The 15,103-nt window shown below is 51.0% G+C and carries 12 protein-coding genes and 2 tRNA genes; 4 read left to right on the plus strand and 10 right to left on the minus strand.

Going from position 1 to position 15,103, the window contains the following annotated elements; genetic code table 11:
• Window positions 1–23: 23 nt before the first annotated feature.
• Window positions 24–1,634, plus strand: coding sequence for a BCCT family transporter (locus PGW97_RS09920; protein WP_273857222.1), 1,611 nt, complete (start codon window positions 24–26; stop codon window positions 1,632–1,634).
• Between the two features lie 310 nt (window positions 1,635–1,944).
• On the opposite strand, the gene PGW97_RS09925 is transcribed toward PGW97_RS09920, so the two are convergent.
• The 5 genes from PGW97_RS09925 to PGW97_RS09945 all read right to left on the minus strand — a co-directional run bounded on the left by PGW97_RS09925 (window position 1,945) and on the right by PGW97_RS09945 (window position 4,966).
• Entirely contained in the window at window positions 1,945–2,727 is a 783-nt protein-coding gene (locus PGW97_RS09925; RefSeq protein ID WP_084712435.1) for a transporter substrate-binding domain-containing protein, read from the minus strand.
• Window positions 2,728–2,784: 57 nt separating this feature from the next.
• Window positions 2,785–3,198 carry an SRPBCC domain-containing protein gene (locus tag PGW97_RS09930; RefSeq protein ID WP_273857223.1) on the minus strand — a complete coding sequence of 138 codons (414 nt, stop codon included), beginning with the start codon at window positions 3,196–3,198 and terminating at the stop codon, window positions 2,785–2,787.
• 63 nt (window positions 3,199–3,261) lie between these two features.
• Window positions 3,262–3,711: a hypothetical protein gene (locus PGW97_RS09935; RefSeq protein ID WP_273857224.1), complete on the minus strand. Its 450-nt coding sequence runs from the start codon at window positions 3,709–3,711 to the stop codon at window positions 3,262–3,264.
• A gap of 201 nt (window positions 3,712–3,912) precedes the next feature.
• Entirely contained in the window at window positions 3,913–4,344 is a 432-nt protein-coding gene (locus tag PGW97_RS09940; RefSeq protein WP_047883483.1) for a GNAT family N-acetyltransferase, read from the minus strand.
• An 82-nt stretch (window positions 4,345–4,426) separates the two neighbouring features.
• A complete protein-coding gene (locus tag PGW97_RS09945; RefSeq protein ID WP_047883482.1) occupies window positions 4,427–4,966 on the minus strand; it encodes a hypothetical protein in 540 nt (179 codons plus the stop codon).
• Window positions 4,967–5,775: 809 nt separating this feature from the next.
• Between PGW97_RS09945 and katG the strand changes: the two genes are divergently transcribed.
• Window positions 5,776–7,971, plus strand: a complete 2,196-nt coding sequence (gene katG, locus PGW97_RS09950; protein ID WP_273857225.1) for a catalase/peroxidase HPI — start codon at window positions 5,776–5,778, stop codon at window positions 7,969–7,971.
• Between the two features lie 387 nt (window positions 7,972–8,358).
• Here the strand turns inward: katG and PGW97_RS09955 are convergent, their stop codons facing one another.
• On the minus strand, window positions 8,359–9,318 hold the full coding sequence (locus PGW97_RS09955; RefSeq protein ID WP_254463127.1) for a DMT family transporter: 960 nt from the start codon (window positions 9,316–9,318) through the stop codon (window positions 8,359–8,361).
• A gap of 93 nt (window positions 9,319–9,411) precedes the next feature.
• On the opposite strand from PGW97_RS09955, the gene PGW97_RS09960 reads away from it, so the two are divergent.
• Complete coding sequence (locus PGW97_RS09960; protein WP_217392642.1) at window positions 9,412–10,311, plus strand: LysR family transcriptional regulator; 900 nt, start codon at window positions 9,412–9,414, stop codon at window positions 10,309–10,311.
• A 115-nt stretch (window positions 10,312–10,426) separates the two neighbouring features.
• On the opposite strand, the gene PGW97_RS09965 is transcribed toward PGW97_RS09960, so the two are convergent.
• From PGW97_RS09965 to PGW97_RS09975, 3 genes are all read right to left on the minus strand, one after another.
• The gene (locus tag PGW97_RS09965; protein ID WP_273857227.1) at window positions 10,427–12,355 is read right to left on the minus strand and encodes a cation:proton antiporter domain-containing protein; all 1,929 of its coding nucleotides are present in this window, start codon (window positions 12,353–12,355) and stop codon (window positions 10,427–10,429) included.
• 390 nt (window positions 12,356–12,745) lie between these two features.
• Window positions 12,746–12,832: transfer RNA gene (locus tag PGW97_RS09970), tRNA-Leu, on the minus strand.
• Window positions 12,833–12,910: 78 nt separating this feature from the next.
• A tRNA-Cys gene (locus tag PGW97_RS09975) sits at window positions 12,911–12,984 on the minus strand.
• A 390-nt stretch (window positions 12,985–13,374) separates the two neighbouring features.
• Here PGW97_RS09975 and PGW97_RS09980 point away from each other — a divergent pair.
• Window positions 13,375–14,211 (plus strand): hypothetical protein, encoded by an 837-nt coding sequence (locus PGW97_RS09980; RefSeq protein ID WP_273857229.1) that lies wholly within the window; start codon window positions 13,375–13,377, stop codon window positions 14,209–14,211.
• Window positions 14,212–14,314: 103 nt separating this feature from the next.
• On the opposite strand, the gene PGW97_RS09985 is transcribed toward PGW97_RS09980, so the two are convergent.
• Window positions 14,315–14,944 (minus strand): bifunctional 4-hydroxy-2-oxoglutarate aldolase/2-dehydro-3-deoxy-phosphogluconate aldolase, encoded by a 630-nt coding sequence (locus tag PGW97_RS09985; RefSeq protein ID WP_273857230.1) that lies wholly within the window; start codon window positions 14,942–14,944, stop codon window positions 14,315–14,317.
• Window positions 14,945–15,103: the final 159 nt, after the last annotated feature.

Here is a 15,103-nt window from a genome sequence, read left to right on the forward strand (position 1 = left end):
AGGACAAAACTTTTAAACAATGTATGGATAACTCTTTTAAGAAGTACAGTATAGAAACAACCGATTATCAGGTCGGACAGGACAATATTCAGAAATGGGGGTTCGATGTCCATAACCCGGTTTTTGGTATCAGTGCCGGTCTGATCCTGCTATTCCTCGCCGCCCTGCTGGCGGTCGATGCCAACACAGCCAAGGATGCGCTCAATGGCGTCAAAATGAGTATCATCGAAAACTTCGATCTGCTTTTCATGTGGTCAGCTAACTTTTTTCTGTTGTTCTGTTTCGGGCTGATCCTCTCTCCCTACGGGAAAATCAAAATTGGCGGTGTGGATGCAGAGCCTGAACACTCCACCTGGTCGTGGCTGGCGATGCTGTTTGCCGCTGGTATGGGTATCGGCCTGCTCTTCTGGGGTGTCGCTGAACCCACCGCGTATTTTACCGACTGGTTCGGTACGCCGTTGAATGTCGAACCCTACTCTGACGAAGCCCGCCAGCTGGCAATGGGCGCAACCATGTTCCACTGGGGAGTCCATGGTTGGGCCATGTATGCCATCGTCGCCCTGGCTCTGGCCTTTTTTGCCTTTAACAAGGGCCTGCCATTATCGATGCGTTCTATCTTCTATCCGCTGGTAGGAGATCGGGCCTGGGGCTGGCTGGGTCATGCTATTGATATCATGGCAGTGCTGGCGACTCTGTTTGGTCTGGCGACCTCTCTGGGTTTGGGTGCTCAGCAGGCCACCAGCGGCATCAACCATGTTTTTGGCCTGAACAGCGGGCTGGGAATGCAGATGGCGGTGATTGCCTTTGTCACGGTGCTGGCCATTATTTCTGTGGTGCGCGGGATTGATGGCGGGGTGAAAATTCTGAGTAACATCAACATGCTGTTTGCCCTGGCACTGCTAATTTTCGTGACGGTGATCGGTTTCGATGTGGTTTCTGTGGCACTGCCGGACACCATTCTGGGTTACCTGCAGAATATCGTTCCGCTGAGCAACCCGCATGGTCGTGAAGATAGCACCTGGATGCACGGCTGGACGGTCTTCTACTGGGCATGGTGGATTTCCTGGTCGCCATTTGTCGGCATGTTCATTGCTCGGGTGTCGAAAGGCAGGACAGTGCGAGAGTTCCTGATTGCCGTTGTCTTTATTCCAACCCTGATGACCCTGATTTGGATGGCAGTGTTTGGCGGGATTGCTATTGATCAGGTCGTAAATAAGGTAGGCGAACTGGGTGCTAATGGCCTGACAGATATTTCACTGACTCTGTTCCATGTGTACGATGCGATGCCGTTTGGTTCGGTGATTTCCGTCATCTCGATTGTGCTGATCATCGTGTTCTTCATCACCTCCTCGGACTCCGGTTCGCTGGTGATCGACAGCATTACGGCCGGGGGCAAAGTGGATGCGCCGATTCCACAACGTATTTTCTGGGCCTCCGTTGAAGGAGCCATTGCCGCTGCCATGCTGTGGATTGGCGGTACCGAAGCCTTGCAGGCATTGCAGTCAGGAGTGGTGACCACAGCGCTGCCGTTTACCTTTGTGCTCCTGCTGATGTGTGTCAGCCTGCTTAAGGGTTTGCGTACGGAAATCAGCGTATATGGCCAGCAGCCTCTCGCCGATCAGCGTGCAGACTGATGTTTCGCCCTGGACGATCTTGGCTAGAGAGTGAGTGGTTATGAGTGGTATCACAAGCTCCGAGTGCTAGGAAAAACTACGAGTGCTAGGTAAAAGCTCCGAGTGGTCAGTCAAACTCGAGCCTTGAGAGTGCTTACCTGAAGTGCCTAACTGAGATAAGAAAACAGAAAAGGCCAGCGTTATTGCTGGCCTTTTCAGATAATAACGATTAGCGGGTTAACGAAGCAATGCGTAACAAAGCAATGTGTAACAAGGCAATGCGCCTGCCGCTATCGTTTCGTCCTTGTCCGTGATTTTTATGTCTGACAATTCAGTTCACGGCATAAATATCGTATGAGAAATACTGGCTGGCGATCTTCTGGTGAATGCCTTTCTCATGCAGTGCCGTGATGCCACGATTCAGCAGCTCTGCCAAATCCTTATCCTGCTTGCGGACGGCAATCCCCACGCCACGGCCGAACCATTTTTCTTCAGTAAACGACGGCCCGGTGAAATGAAACGCATCCCCGCCCGGTTTATCCAGCAAACCGCTCTGCAACCCAATCGCTCCGCCGAAAACGGTGTCAATACGCCCTGCCCGCAAGTCCATGAAGGCTTCATCAAACGTACCGTAGCGGACAATATTCACATCCGGGTGCATTTCAGACAGGTACTTGTCACCAATCGTGGCGCGCTGCACGCCGACTTTCAGCCCGCTCATACCGGCCTGTGTAAATTCAATGCTGCGATCCGCTTTGGTCACAAACCGGGTCGGCACTTTGGCGTAAGGAATGGTAAAGCGGACTTTTTGTTCACGCTCAGGGGTAATCGTCATCGCGGCGATGATCGCATCATGCTTACGGGCCAATAATGCCGGAATAATGCCGTCCCAGTCTTGAGCGCGTATCGTACATTTCACCTGAACTTCTTCACATAATGCCCGTGCCAGATCCACTTCAAACCCAGCTAACTGACCATCCTGTGTAGTCCAGCTGAACGGTGGATAAGCCCCTTCCACACTGAACTTGATCTCTTTCCATTCTTTAGCGGCAGCCTGCCCGGACATTGCCAGCGCAATGCCCAGCAGCCCTGCTTTTACGATGCCATGCTTCATCATCTTTCTCCTTGTTGTTGTTAAATCTTCCTTGAAAACGAGATCGCCTACCGGGTATTAAGCCTTGCCACCCTCAACAAACCGTTTGAAATTCATCAGAATGCTATGCCAGCCATCGCGCTGCTGTTCGATCGTATGGGTTGATTCCGCGTCAAAGGTTTCCGTCACTGTGGTCGCTTCCCCGTCAGCCTGAAATGTGACAGCCACTTTACGGCCGTCATCCATCACATAACCAAGTCGTTCCGGTGCCGAGATCAGAGTAAAAGTGCCTTCAAAATCAAACCCCATACTGCCGTCTTTGGCTTCCATCCGGTGACGAAAGCGGCCTCCGACCGAGAGATCGACTTCGCTCTGAGTGGTGTGCCAGTCTGCCGAAGCAGCATTCCATTCCACAATACAGTCCGGGGAGTTCCAAGCGTCCCAGACAGTTTTAATGTCACGGTTGATCGTGGTCGTCACTGTGATATCCATAGCGTCCTCCTTTGCAGTAATAACAGACACTATAGTCGATAGTTATGGACGTGCGAGGTCGCGTTACTGAGCGTCGTCACTGCTTGTTTGCTTTTCCCCTGAATGCCCCGTGTTTCCTCTCATTTTCCGGCTGTGGTTAAGCTCAAACGCTTTAACGATAACGTAAGCAATCAGGGCAAAAATGAAAAAGACCAGCAGCATCCAGGCAATGGATTGCAACGACTCAATCACCGTCCGGTAGATTTCCAGCACCCAGCGGTTAAGGGTCAGTTCCGGCGGCGTAAAGTTTTCCGATGGTGGACGCAAAAAACTTTCCAGATAGTGAATTCTGACGCCACCGGAAATACCGACCACATAAATGGCGAATTTAAGGTATTTGGTCCATGCAAAGGCGATATCGTCTGCCACGATACGCTCCAGTATCCCGTCAATCGGCTTGGCAAAAACCCGGGTGACGATGTAGCAGACAACAAATGCAATCAGGAAGGTAACAACGAGCAGAGAAAGGAACATGATGAACTCCCGGTTAATCAGCACAACTCTGAAGATTCAGACGCCTTTTTTGTCAAACGCCTTTATTGTCAGACGCCCTTATTTTCAGAAGCCATTAATTTTTCAGACATCTTTATTTTAGACGCCTTTTATTTTCAGACACTTTTGCAGCTAGGGTGTTCAGCTTCGCACGCAAAGCAATGCACTGTCATCCACTGATAATTAGCCAAGGTACTCATAACAGTGTGCGGTTTTTATGCGGCGGAATCCTAATGACTCATAAAACTGATGGGAAACGGTGCGCTGAATATTGGATCGCACCACCAATCGCTCCAGTCCGGCCTCCTGTGCCCACTGCAGCGCAGCCTGAACCAGCTGACGCCCTGCGCCACTTCCTCGATATCGGACATCCACAACCAGCCCCGTGATTTCTCCTTTGAAACCCGACTCCAGCGTCAGCCGCTTTTCCGCCACCAGCCAGCCGATGACGGTTTCCTTTGATGTTGCCAGCAGAACAACATGGTGTTCAGAATCCAGCAATGCGGCCAGCCAAGCGGTCGTTTCTGCATTTTCGGCCGGATACCCTAACTCACGGGTCAATCCGTTGATGGCGCTGGCCTCGGCAAGTGAGGCGGGGACGATATCAAAAGGCAAACGTCTATCCTTGTACGCTGCGGCGATGTCTTCGCATTCAGTGTATTCAGTAAAGCCGGAGCTGTGCTGACAGCTCACTGGGTTACTTGGACTGACTGCTGATTTTCTGTATATCCGCCATCATCTGGTCGGCTTCTTTAACCTGCAATTTGACCTGTTGGGCCAGAAGCTTGAGACGATCATTGTTCAGCATCGCCAGATGATCTTCTTCTGCCTTTGTCAGCTCGTCTTTGCTTTCAATCAGATAAATCTGATCTTCCAGCATTGCGATCTCACGCTCCAACTGCTCTAACGGGGTTAAGGTCTGATCCAGCTGCGCGATCCAGCGATCAAGCTGAGTAGTTGTCACGGATAATGACTGACTCAGCTGTTCATTGATGCAGTGTTCAATAAAATTATCATCATCTTTGGGCTCTTGATTCAGACACGTCGACAAAGACTGACGAAACGCTTTCTCAAGCCGTTGTTCACTCAGCCCGGAGACATTGGCAAGGTTGGAAAATTCGCCGTCCCGTTTCATCTGGTTAACGGTAAATTCCACCATGCTGTCGATCATATCTGAGCCGTAGGAGGCAAAACTAAGTGTCCCTATAAATAAAGACAGAATGAAATTCTTTTTCATACTGAAACCTGTAATGACAAAATCCTTATTGAATTCAGGCGTTATACCCGCCAGATAATCGATACCATGTGAATGGGTCAAAGATACCGCACTGAGAGATATCTTTGCGAATCAAATTTTTCACTCATCTCTTGCCTGGGCGACCGCACTCAGCGAGTTCAGCCATGTGCCCTTCCCTTCTGCGGCAAGAAAAGACCAAAGGTAAAAAGGCAACCGTCGGTATGTCAGCCAAGCACACCCACTGCCCCTGACTGTACATAAGCGTTTGTATTATTTTAGTATTTGCGATGCCATAGCACTGACAATCCACTGCGGATTTACATACAGGCTTCTGGATGCATTTACATGGATATACATACATTGTACGGCATACTATGCACTATTCCGCTCCTTCATGATAGTGTGCGCTGGATTCCAGTTTTACAACTGTGATTCACTTTACTTGCCACGGCACTCGCCAATACTTCCGGCTTTCCGGGCTCATCATCGGTTAAGCCAATGCCGGGCGCACTGATACCTCTCCTTGCCAAACCATCTTTAAAAATATTCGCTCTCACACCGAATCGCTCAGGCATACCCCAGCATGACGGCGGTGAACTATTTACGGAAATACTGATTACTAAAACCCAATCGAATAGAAAAAACCGATTGATGCTATTGAGAATTCCATCTGCGACAAGCTCTAGCTACGTCTATATTCAATGTCAGTAACAGAGAGCTATGTAAAAAACGACAGACTGAAAGTTAGTTGAATTGAAAGCGACATGAAGAAAGACGCACTCATCATCCCTACCGAACAGGAGTGACCTATGAGCAACGAAGGTAAGTGCCCGGTAATGCACGGAAGTAACACTCGCTTAAGTGGCGTTGGAACCAAAAATGTAGACTGGTGGCCTAACCAGCTTAACTTAAGAATTCTTCATCAAAACGACCGCAAGGCGAATCCAATGGGGGAAGGCTTCAATTACAAAGAGGCATTCCTTAAGCTCGATCTGAACTCTGTTAAAAAAGACATTGAAGATGTGCTGACCACATCACAGGACTGGTGGCCAGCCGATTATGGCCATTATGGCCCGCTGATGATTCGCATGGCCTGGCACGCCGCCGGGACGTACCGTACCGGTGACGGACGCGGTGGTGCTTCAACCGGTAACCAGCGTTTTGCACCGTTGAACAGCTGGCCGGACAACGGCAACCTCGATAAAGCCCGCCGCCTGCTTTGGCCTATCAAACAAAAATATGGCAAGAATCTCTCCTGGGCGGATCTGTTTATTCTGACCGGCAATGTGGCACTGGAATCCATGGGCTTCAAAACCTTTGGTTTTGGCGGCGGTCGCGAAGATATCTGGGAACCAGAGGAAGATATTTACTGGGGTGCCGAAGACGAATGGCTGGGTAACAAGCGTTATTCGGGGGTTCGTGATCTGGAAGACCCACTCGCCGCGGTGCAGATGGGTCTGATTTACGTGAACCCCGAAGGCCCGGACGGGAATCCTGACCCGGTCGCTTCCGGTAAAGATGTGCGTGAAACCTTCGCCCGCATGGCGATGAACGACTATGAAACCGTTGCCCTGACCGCCGGTGGTCACACTTTTGGTAAATGCCACGGGGCCGGTGATGCCGCATTAGTCGGGCCCGAGCCGGAAGCCGCACCTATCGAACAGATGGGGCTGGGCTGGAAGAGCAGCCACGGCAGCGGAAAAGGCCGTGATGCGATAACCAGTGGACTGGAAGGCGCGTGGACACCGACTCCGACCACCTGGGACAGTACATACTTCGCCATGCTACTGGGCAATGAATGGGAACTGACTAAGAGCCCGGCTGGGGCCAACCAGTGGAAACCCAAAGTGGTGACCGACAGCAATCAGGCACCGGATCCGGAAGATGCTTCTAAGCGCGTCAACATCATGATGACGACAGCGGATATGTCGATGCGGGAAGATCCTGAATACCGAAAGATTTCCGAGCACTTCCACCAACATCCGGATGAATTCGCCGATGCCTTCGCCAGAGCGTGGTTCAAGCTGACTCACCGCGACATGGGGCCAAAATCCCGCTATCTCGGCTCAGAAGTGCCGGCTGAAGACCTGATCTGGCAAGACCCGGTTCCTGCCGTAGATCATGCTCTGATTGACAGCAATGACATTGCCGCACTGAAAAAAGTCATTCTGGAGTCCGGACTGTCTGTCACTGAACTGGTCTACACCGCCTGGTCTTCCGCTTCGACGTTCCGTGGTTCCGACTGCCGCGGCGGCGCGAATGGCGCTCGCATCCGTCTGGCACCGCAGAAAGACTGGGAAGTGAATCAGCCTGATCAATTACGCAAAGTGCTGAGTACTTACGACGGTATCCAGAAAGATTTCAACTCCACCCAATCTGGCAACAAAGCCGTTTCGTTGGCCGACTTGATTGTGCTTGGCGGCTGTGCGGCTGTCGAGAAAGCCGCTAAAGATGCCGGTTTCAGTGTAACGGTTCCGTTTGAGCCAGGTCGTACTGATGCGACCGATGACCAGACCGATGCCGATTCCTTCGATGTACTGGAGCCGATTGCAGATGGTTTCCGTAACTATACGAAGAAACAGTACACCGTTTCGGCTGAAGAGCTGCTGCTTGATAAAGCACAGCTGCTGACCCTGACAGCACCGGAAATGACCGTACTGGTTGGCGGACTGCGTGTCCTGAATGCCAACTTTGGTCAGTCCCAACACGGGGTATTTACTGACAAACCGGGCGTTCTGACCAATGACTTCTTTGTTAACCTGCTCGATATGAACACCGAATGGAAGTCAACATCCGACGATGCTCAGGAGTTTGAAGGCATTCACTACAAGTCTGGTCAGGCAAAATGGAAAGCGACGCGTGTCGATCTGGTCTTTGGTGCAAACTCACAATTGCGAGCCATTTCGGAAGTCTATGGCGGCGATGACGCGCAAGAGAAGTTTGTCCATGACTTCATCAAGGCGTGGACCAAAGTGATGAATGCGGACCGGTTCGATCTGAAATAACCGACTCCGGTTGGCATACATCCGACCTGGAAATGGACGGGCTATATCAGCCGTCCATTTCATGCTACGTTTGGTCCTCTATGAATAAAGCAGTGGCGCAGGGACGCCGGAGTGTTTCGCTTCTTTATCTATACCTATAACCAACGCCCAGCCAACCTGGCCTATGCAAGATGCAATATACGAGTAAAGGCTGGCTAGCTGACTGGGTGAATGAACAATCCGGTGACCCAATATCAATCAGCGGCTGACAGGCCATACCTGCCAGCCGCTTTTTATTTGAGTCGCATGTTATTGGTGACTCGAAAGATAACAAGAGAGAACGATAGAACGATAACAAGTTAGCCAAACGTAGAGGAACCGTAGCAGCCGGACTGCCAGACAGCTCTATCAGGCAATCTGAGACGCCGTGTCTGGCTTGCGCTTGAGCATCATCAGGCGCGGCAGAATCAGGCCGAGGATCACCACGGCAATTCCCACGAGTTGCAACTGCGTGACAGACTGCCCCAGTAAAAATGCAGTCAGCACAGAAAAGACCGGAACAAAATTAAAGAACAGCGACGCTGTTGACGATCCCAGTTCACGCACGCCATTGAGCCACAGCAGATACCCCGCCACTGTGCCAAACAACCCGATATACACTACATCAATAATACTGATAGCCGGGCTGTTAAACAGTTCCGTGATCGGGTTCAGATCCGGTGTCAACAGACACATCACACCAATAACACCGGCTCCGCTGACCATCCCCACGAAGGTGTAAGGAATCACCGGCATCCAGCGGCTGATCCCCTGGCTGAAATAGGTGTAGAAACTCCAGGCCAGCATCCCCACGAAAATCATTTTATCGCCCTGATTTAGAGTCAAACTCAGCAATATCTCCAACTGTCCATTTGTGATCACCAGCAATACCCCCGACAAACTCACCAGCAAACTGAAACATTGCGAAAAGGTCGGTCTGGTGCGTTGCGCGAGACACGCAATCAAAGAAGTGATCAGCGGACTGAGCGCCATGATCAGTGAACCGTTGGTGGCGCTGGTATAAGTTAAGCCGGTAAACAAACCCAGGTTAAGACCACCTACCCCCACCGCGCTCACCAGTATCACCCATAACCACTGCTTGCGTGTGATTGAGAGTGGTTGACCGCGCATCAAACGGAGATAGAGTGCGAGACAGGCGGCAGCAATCACAAACCGCCAGAAAACCAGTGTCAGGGCATGTATTTCACTCAGTGCATGCTTGCCTATCGGGAAACAGCTTCCCCAGAAAAAGGTACATAAAATCAGCAGTATCACGGATTTTGATGTTGATGAGAGCTTCATTGATAAAAGCTTGGTTATGGATGCCATTGTTACTCCGCATAACTTGTCAGATGAATACCTTTAGTGTATTGATTCCACCTAGTGGATAAACTGGCAATATCAGGACGGTAGATACCAATAATGAAACCTAACTATTCTCTCGACGATCTGCGCTGTTTCTGTGCAGTGGCCAGACTGGGCAGTTTTAAGCAGGCAGCCCAAAGCTTATCCATGCCACTTTCCACGCTCAGCCGCCGTATTCAGCAATTAGAAACCGACTTGCAACTCAGGCTGCTAAACCGCGATGCACACCGGGTGTCGCTGACTCATACCGGACAGCAGTATTTCCAGCGAGCCAGCGCACTATTTGATGAGCTCAGTGATATTGGTGAAGACTTGCATCGGGACAAGCATGAGCCGAAAGGTAAAATTCGACTCAATGCCCCCATCAATGCAGGCTCTCAATTTCTGCGGGACATTTTTTTCGATTTCATGGTGCAATATCCGGATATCCAGCTCGATATCGGATTTTCCAATACGCTGGTTGATATTGAGGCAGAAGCCATCGACGTCGTATTTCGGGTCGGTAGCCCTGTGGTTGAGAATTGGATCGCACGCCCACTGGTCGACATCCATTTTATTGTTTGTGCTCAGGCCGGTTACCCGATCGACACAATTACCGAACCCGACGCACTGTGTGGCCACCCTGCCGTCATTTGCCATCCGATGACTACCTGGGAGCTGATTCACACCGATACAAGGCAAGAGTTTGACTATCTCGTCGGTACTGGTGTCCGGCTGGAAGTGGATGAGATCCGGATGCTGACCCATGCCATTAAAGCAGGGTTAGGCATTGGCTATATTCCTGATTACCATGCCCTGCCGCTGATTGAAGCAGGAAAACTCAGCCGGGTGCTGCCAGACTGGCAAAGTAAAGCCCGAACCTTGTTTATGCTCTACCGTGACCGCGACCACCTTCCGCTGCGGGTGCGTTTGTTTGTCGAGTTTGTGCTTGCTCGTTTTGCTCAGGACGCTAACTAGTTGAGTGCTGAGTAAAACAGAGTCCGCTGAATATGGATAAGTCATTGCTGAGTCATTGCTTCGCCTGGCCGAATTTTTTTTGTTTCTCTCCCTTTGACTCCCTTTGAAATCCCCCTCAATGATCCCTTTTCCCTTCAGCCACCTCCGGCTCGCTATCGTTTCGCGAGCCCTGAGGGTCTGCTCGCGCCGTCATGTCTTCCCGGCCGAATGCCATCTCTTTTTTCAAGCGCTCTTCAAAATCGATAAACAGCTTGTAATAGTTATTGTCAAAGCGCTCCTGTTCACCGGCTTCACTTTTCCATGCAGCGTAGAGTGCATCCGACAACTCGGCATCCACTGACTTATAGGTATGCTGCCTGTTTTCCACAAACTCGGGGGAGCAGCCCAATACCCTAAGGGCAGCGGCACCAATTTCCACCGCAGAGTGATACGTTTCCGACTCAATGATATCCGCCCCGGCCTGACGAAGCAGGTAGCCATGACCACGGTCAAATGCCCGCACCAGCACCTTTAAGTGGGGGTATTTATGCTTAACATACTTCACCAGCTGAATCGCATTGTCACGATTATCTATGGCAATAATCAGCATCGCGGCATGCTCAATCCCTGCGGTGTGCAGCAATTCCGGTCGGGTTGCATCACCAAAATAGGCTTTCGTTTTAATTTTCCTCAGGTTATCGACCTGCGCTGCCTGATGGTCAAGTACGACCGTTTTAATGCCGTTAGCCACTAATAAGCGGTTCACAATCTGACCAAAACGCCCGATGCCTGCGATAATGACCGTGCCCTGCTCGTCAATATGATCCGCTTCGCGTTCATTAGACGTCTGCTCAAAACGGGGCAAAATGACTTTCTCAAAAAAGATAAACAGCAATGGGGTCAGCAACATCGACATCGCAACCACCAGAGAGAGCGTCTGACCAATACCTCCCGGCAGCACATGATTCTGCACGGTGTAATTGATCAGCACGAAGCCAAACTCCCCCGCCTGCGCCAGGCTCAGGGCCAGCAACCAGCGACTGCTGTTCCGGATCCGGAAGATCGTCGCCAGAACAAACAGAATCAATGCTTTTAGCACGATGATCCCGACAGTCAGACCCATAACCAGAAAAAATTCGCTAAACAGAATGTCAAAATTGATCCCAGCACCGACCGTGATGAAAAACAGCCCCAGCAACAGCCCGCGGAACGGTTCGATATTGGCTTCCAGCTCATGCCTGAATTCACTGTTGGCGAGGACAACACCGGCGAGAAACGTACCCAGTGCCGGCGATAAACCCACCAGTGTCATCAGCACTGAGACCCCAATGACCAGCATCAGTGCTGCTGCTGTAAAAATCTCTCTCAGACCAGAGCAGGCAACAAACCGCAGCAACGGACGGCTGAGATAGTGGCCCCCAACCACAACCAGTGCCATCGAACCTGTGATGACCAGACCATAGGCCCAGCCCGGTAAACCGGCTATCAGGCTCAGCTCCTCATTATGGTCAGCCACTTGCTGCGTGACATGGCGGGCCTTCTCCACCAACTCAGGTAACGCCAGTAAGGGAATAAATGCCAGCATCGGAATCACGGCAATATCCTGGAACAACAGAACCGAAAACGCATTCTGGCCTCCCTCGGTGCGAGTCAGCCCTTTTTCATTAAATGTTTGCAGCACTATCGCTGTGGACGATAACGCCAGAATCAAGCCGATAGCCAGTGCCACGCTCCAGGGTAAACCCAACCATATACCCAGTCCTAGAATTGCCGCTGCTGTCCCAACCACTTGTAAACCACCCAACCCCAGCAGTCGATGTCGCATCGCCCACAACGACTTGGGTTCCAGCTCCAGACCGACCAGAAACAGCATGATCACCACACCAAATTCCGCGAAATGCTGAATAGTGGTGGTTTCGTCACCCACCAGACCGATCACCGGCCCAATCACCACCCCGGCGATCAAATAACCCAGCACTGAGCCCAGTCCGAACAAAATAGCCAGAGGCACTGCAATCACCGCCGCAACCAGGTAAATAAAGGCATAAATAAAATATTCCGACATGGCGTATCCTTTGCAGTCAGCGCGTGGATCAGGCTAAAACCATCGCTGATCAAGCCAAATGAGGTATTAACAACGTAGCTGGCAGGCACCTGTTTCGCCATGTTAACGTCATATAAACAGCACCATATTAACAATGTGGTGCACTGGCATACCGCGTTAGGTGGCTGAATAATAAAAGTGCAAAGGTACTGGGAACGTAAGCGCGAACAAGAATCGCGAACAAGAAATAACGGGCAGAATGCCGTTAGTACAGGCGATGAGGCGATGAGGCGATGAGGCGATGAGGCGATGAGGCGATGAGGCGATGAGGCGATGAGAATACGCGTTTTATCAGAACGCGGAAATGAAAAAACGGCTTACAAGCGCTAACCTGTAAGCCGTCATTTTTAATGGTGCCCCGGGCCGGACTTGAACCGGCACGCCGCGAACGGCGAGGGATTTTAAATCCCTTGTGTCTACCAATTTCACCACCAGGGCACACAATTCTGTGAGATACCGCTTAATGCCATATCTTAATTGTCTGCTTCAAAGCACTCCGGATGAGAACTTTGAGAATGGAGGCGCGTCCCGGAGTCGAACCGAGGTCCACGGATTTGCAATCCGCTGCATAGCCACTCTGCCAACGCGCCTCTGAATATCCGCTATCGGCCTTGCCGCTGCGGTATGGTGTGCATTCTACGGATTGCCTCTGTTGAGTCAACAAAAAAATCATGCAAAAAAATTCAATCGTTTGATATATGTACGGATAGGCGTTAAAAGTGTGCGTTTCATCCTATTTGGCCTTTTTCGTCACTCAATTACGAGGGGGCAGTCCCCGTTTTATCTTACGATTTTCTGCGTCTTCTTCTTCTTCTGCCTGTCACGTCAGCAGTGTTTTCAATCTAGCCTTCCCTCTTTGATCCGGTTCGAAATAGCATCCTTGATGCCCAACCCTTCTTGGCCCCCAGCGAAACCCTCACCTGCCCTGTCAAATGCAATGATGTTTATATTTGATAATCGAGTGAAATTGCCGGAAAATAGTGAGCCAAATCACACTAACTTTGCCTGTTATGCTTCGAATACTCAGTCTGGTCATCATCGGGCTTCTGCTCTCTGCGTGTACGCCCAAGGCCCCTCAGCCCGTGACGGTTACCCTCAGCTTCATCACGCTTGCGCCTACGCACCTGTTAACGTCTCACAACCGCTTTGATCAGCACGCGACGCAGCAATGGCTGAACGATAACCTTCGCCGACACCAGACAGCAGCAAATACAGCCACCCACAACCAAAGCTATCTGGCATTTTACTCCTATCAGTGGCCATCACAGCCGGTGCTGACCCCGGCTTTTTCATATGTAACCGCATTGATGCTCAACCCGGTCACCGCACGTCAGGTGGCTGACTCACTGTTACCTGAACAGGCAATCCTGGCCAGTAATATCAATTTCGGTACGGCGCAATACGGTGCACAACTGTACGCGTATAATCCGAAAAAAGCCCGTGCCGAAGCCTTTGTTCAGCAGGTACACGGTGAGCAAATTGCCTATTTATCGCTGATTCGCCAGTCGTCACAACCGGATGCTTCCCCACAGACTGAAGATCTGCAATTGATCGCCAATACCGTCGATCGCCTGCAAATTCAGGGCATCAACAAAGTCGTCCTGTTGAGCCAGTTTGCCCCAACCTATGCTCCCCAGATTGTCAACGCCGTTAAAGGTCTGGATGTTGTCATCAGCAGTGGCGAACAAGCGGCGCTATCTCTGAAACAGAACACCACACTGGCCACCTTCCCGGCACAGCAGATGCGATGGCATTCACTTTCCCTTCATTTTGATGATCGGGGAAGAGTGCAGTCTGCGGAATTTCTGCCTCTCTGACATAAAGCGTGTCTGACGCAGTGCAATCAGATATGCGCACCGACGAAAAAGGCGAGTCTAACACTCGCCTTTCTTCTCTGCCTGTTACTATTGCCCTGTTACATCAGGCGACCAGCTCCACCGCCTCTCGCACCAGACGACCGATTTCTTCCCAGTCGCCATTATCAATCAGTGAAGGTGCCACCATCCAGGTGCCGCCGCAGCAGGCCACCCGGTCAATCGCCAGGTAATCGCGAACATTGGCTTTACTGATTCCACCGGTCGGCATCAGAGAAATATCGACGTACGGTGCCAGCAGGGATTTGATCATATTGATTCCGCCCGAGGCCTCAGCCGGGAAGAACTTGAGAAAAGTCAGACCCAACTCAAGCGCCTGCTCAACCTGACTCGGGTTGTTTACGCCCGGCACGACCGGAATACCCTGCTGCTGACAGTATCGTACCGTGTTCGGATTCAAACCCGGTGCGACAATAAATTCCGCGCCGGCCGCTACTGCCCGGTCAACCTGTTCAGCATTCAAAACCGTGCCCGCGCCAATGCAAAGCTCCGGGTACGCTTCACGCATCAGCCGGATGGCTTCTGCTGCCGCTTCGGTACGAAACGTTACTTCGGCCACCGGCAAACCATTTTCCACCAGCGTTTTAGCCAGCGGAACCGCCTGCTCGACCTGATTAATCTGGATGACGGGAATAATTTTATACGACTGTAGTTTTTCAATTAATTGCTGAGACATGTACTGAGAGTTCCTTTTTCACAAGAATGCTTTTTCTATCAATGTGTTCGGCCAAGCTTTTTGGTCAGGTTTTTAGTCAGTTTTTTGATCAGGACTTTTGGTCAGGCTTCCGATTACGCTTTCGTTCACTTTGTCATGAAAGCTTTTCGGTCAGAATTT

Origin of the sequence: Photobacterium sp. GSS17, assembly GCF_028621875.1 — a bacterium.
Lineage (GTDB): Bacteria > Pseudomonadota > Gammaproteobacteria > Enterobacterales > Vibrionaceae > Photobacterium > Photobacterium ganghwense.

Bases quoted from the DNA above. Each gene is read 5' to 3' on its own strand.
- PGW97_RS09920 (WP_273857222.1), top strand. From the start codon at position 24: ATGGATAACTCTTTTAAGAAGTACAGTATAGAAACAACCGATTATCAG.
- PGW97_RS09925 (WP_084712435.1), bottom strand. From the start codon at position 2,727: ATGAAGCATGGCATCGTAAAAGCAGGGCTGCTGGGCATTGCGCTGGCA.
- PGW97_RS09930 (WP_273857223.1), bottom strand. From the start codon at position 3,198: ATGGATATCACAGTGACGACCACGATCAACCGTGACATTAAAACTGTC.
- PGW97_RS09935 (WP_273857224.1), bottom strand. From the start codon at position 3,711: ATGTTCCTTTCTCTGCTCGTTGTTACCTTCCTGATTGCATTTGTTGTC.
- PGW97_RS09945 (WP_047883482.1), bottom strand. From the start codon at position 4,966: ATGAAAAAGAATTTCATTCTGTCTTTATTTATAGGGACACTTAGTTTT.
- katG (WP_273857225.1), top strand. From the start codon at position 5,776: ATGAGCAACGAAGGTAAGTGCCCGGTAATGCACGGAAGTAACACTCGC.
- PGW97_RS09955 (WP_254463127.1), bottom strand. From the start codon at position 9,318: ATGGCATCCATAACCAAGCTTTTATCAATGAAGCTCTCATCAACATCA.
- PGW97_RS09960 (WP_217392642.1), top strand. From the start codon at position 9,412: ATGAAACCTAACTATTCTCTCGACGATCTGCGCTGTTTCTGTGCAGTG.
- PGW97_RS09965 (WP_273857227.1), bottom strand. From the start codon at position 12,355: ATGTCGGAATATTTTATTTATGCCTTTATTTACCTGGTTGCGGCGGTG.
- PGW97_RS09985 (WP_273857230.1), bottom strand. From the start codon at position 14,944: ATGTCTCAGCAATTAATTGAAAAACTACAGTCGTATAAAATTATTCCC.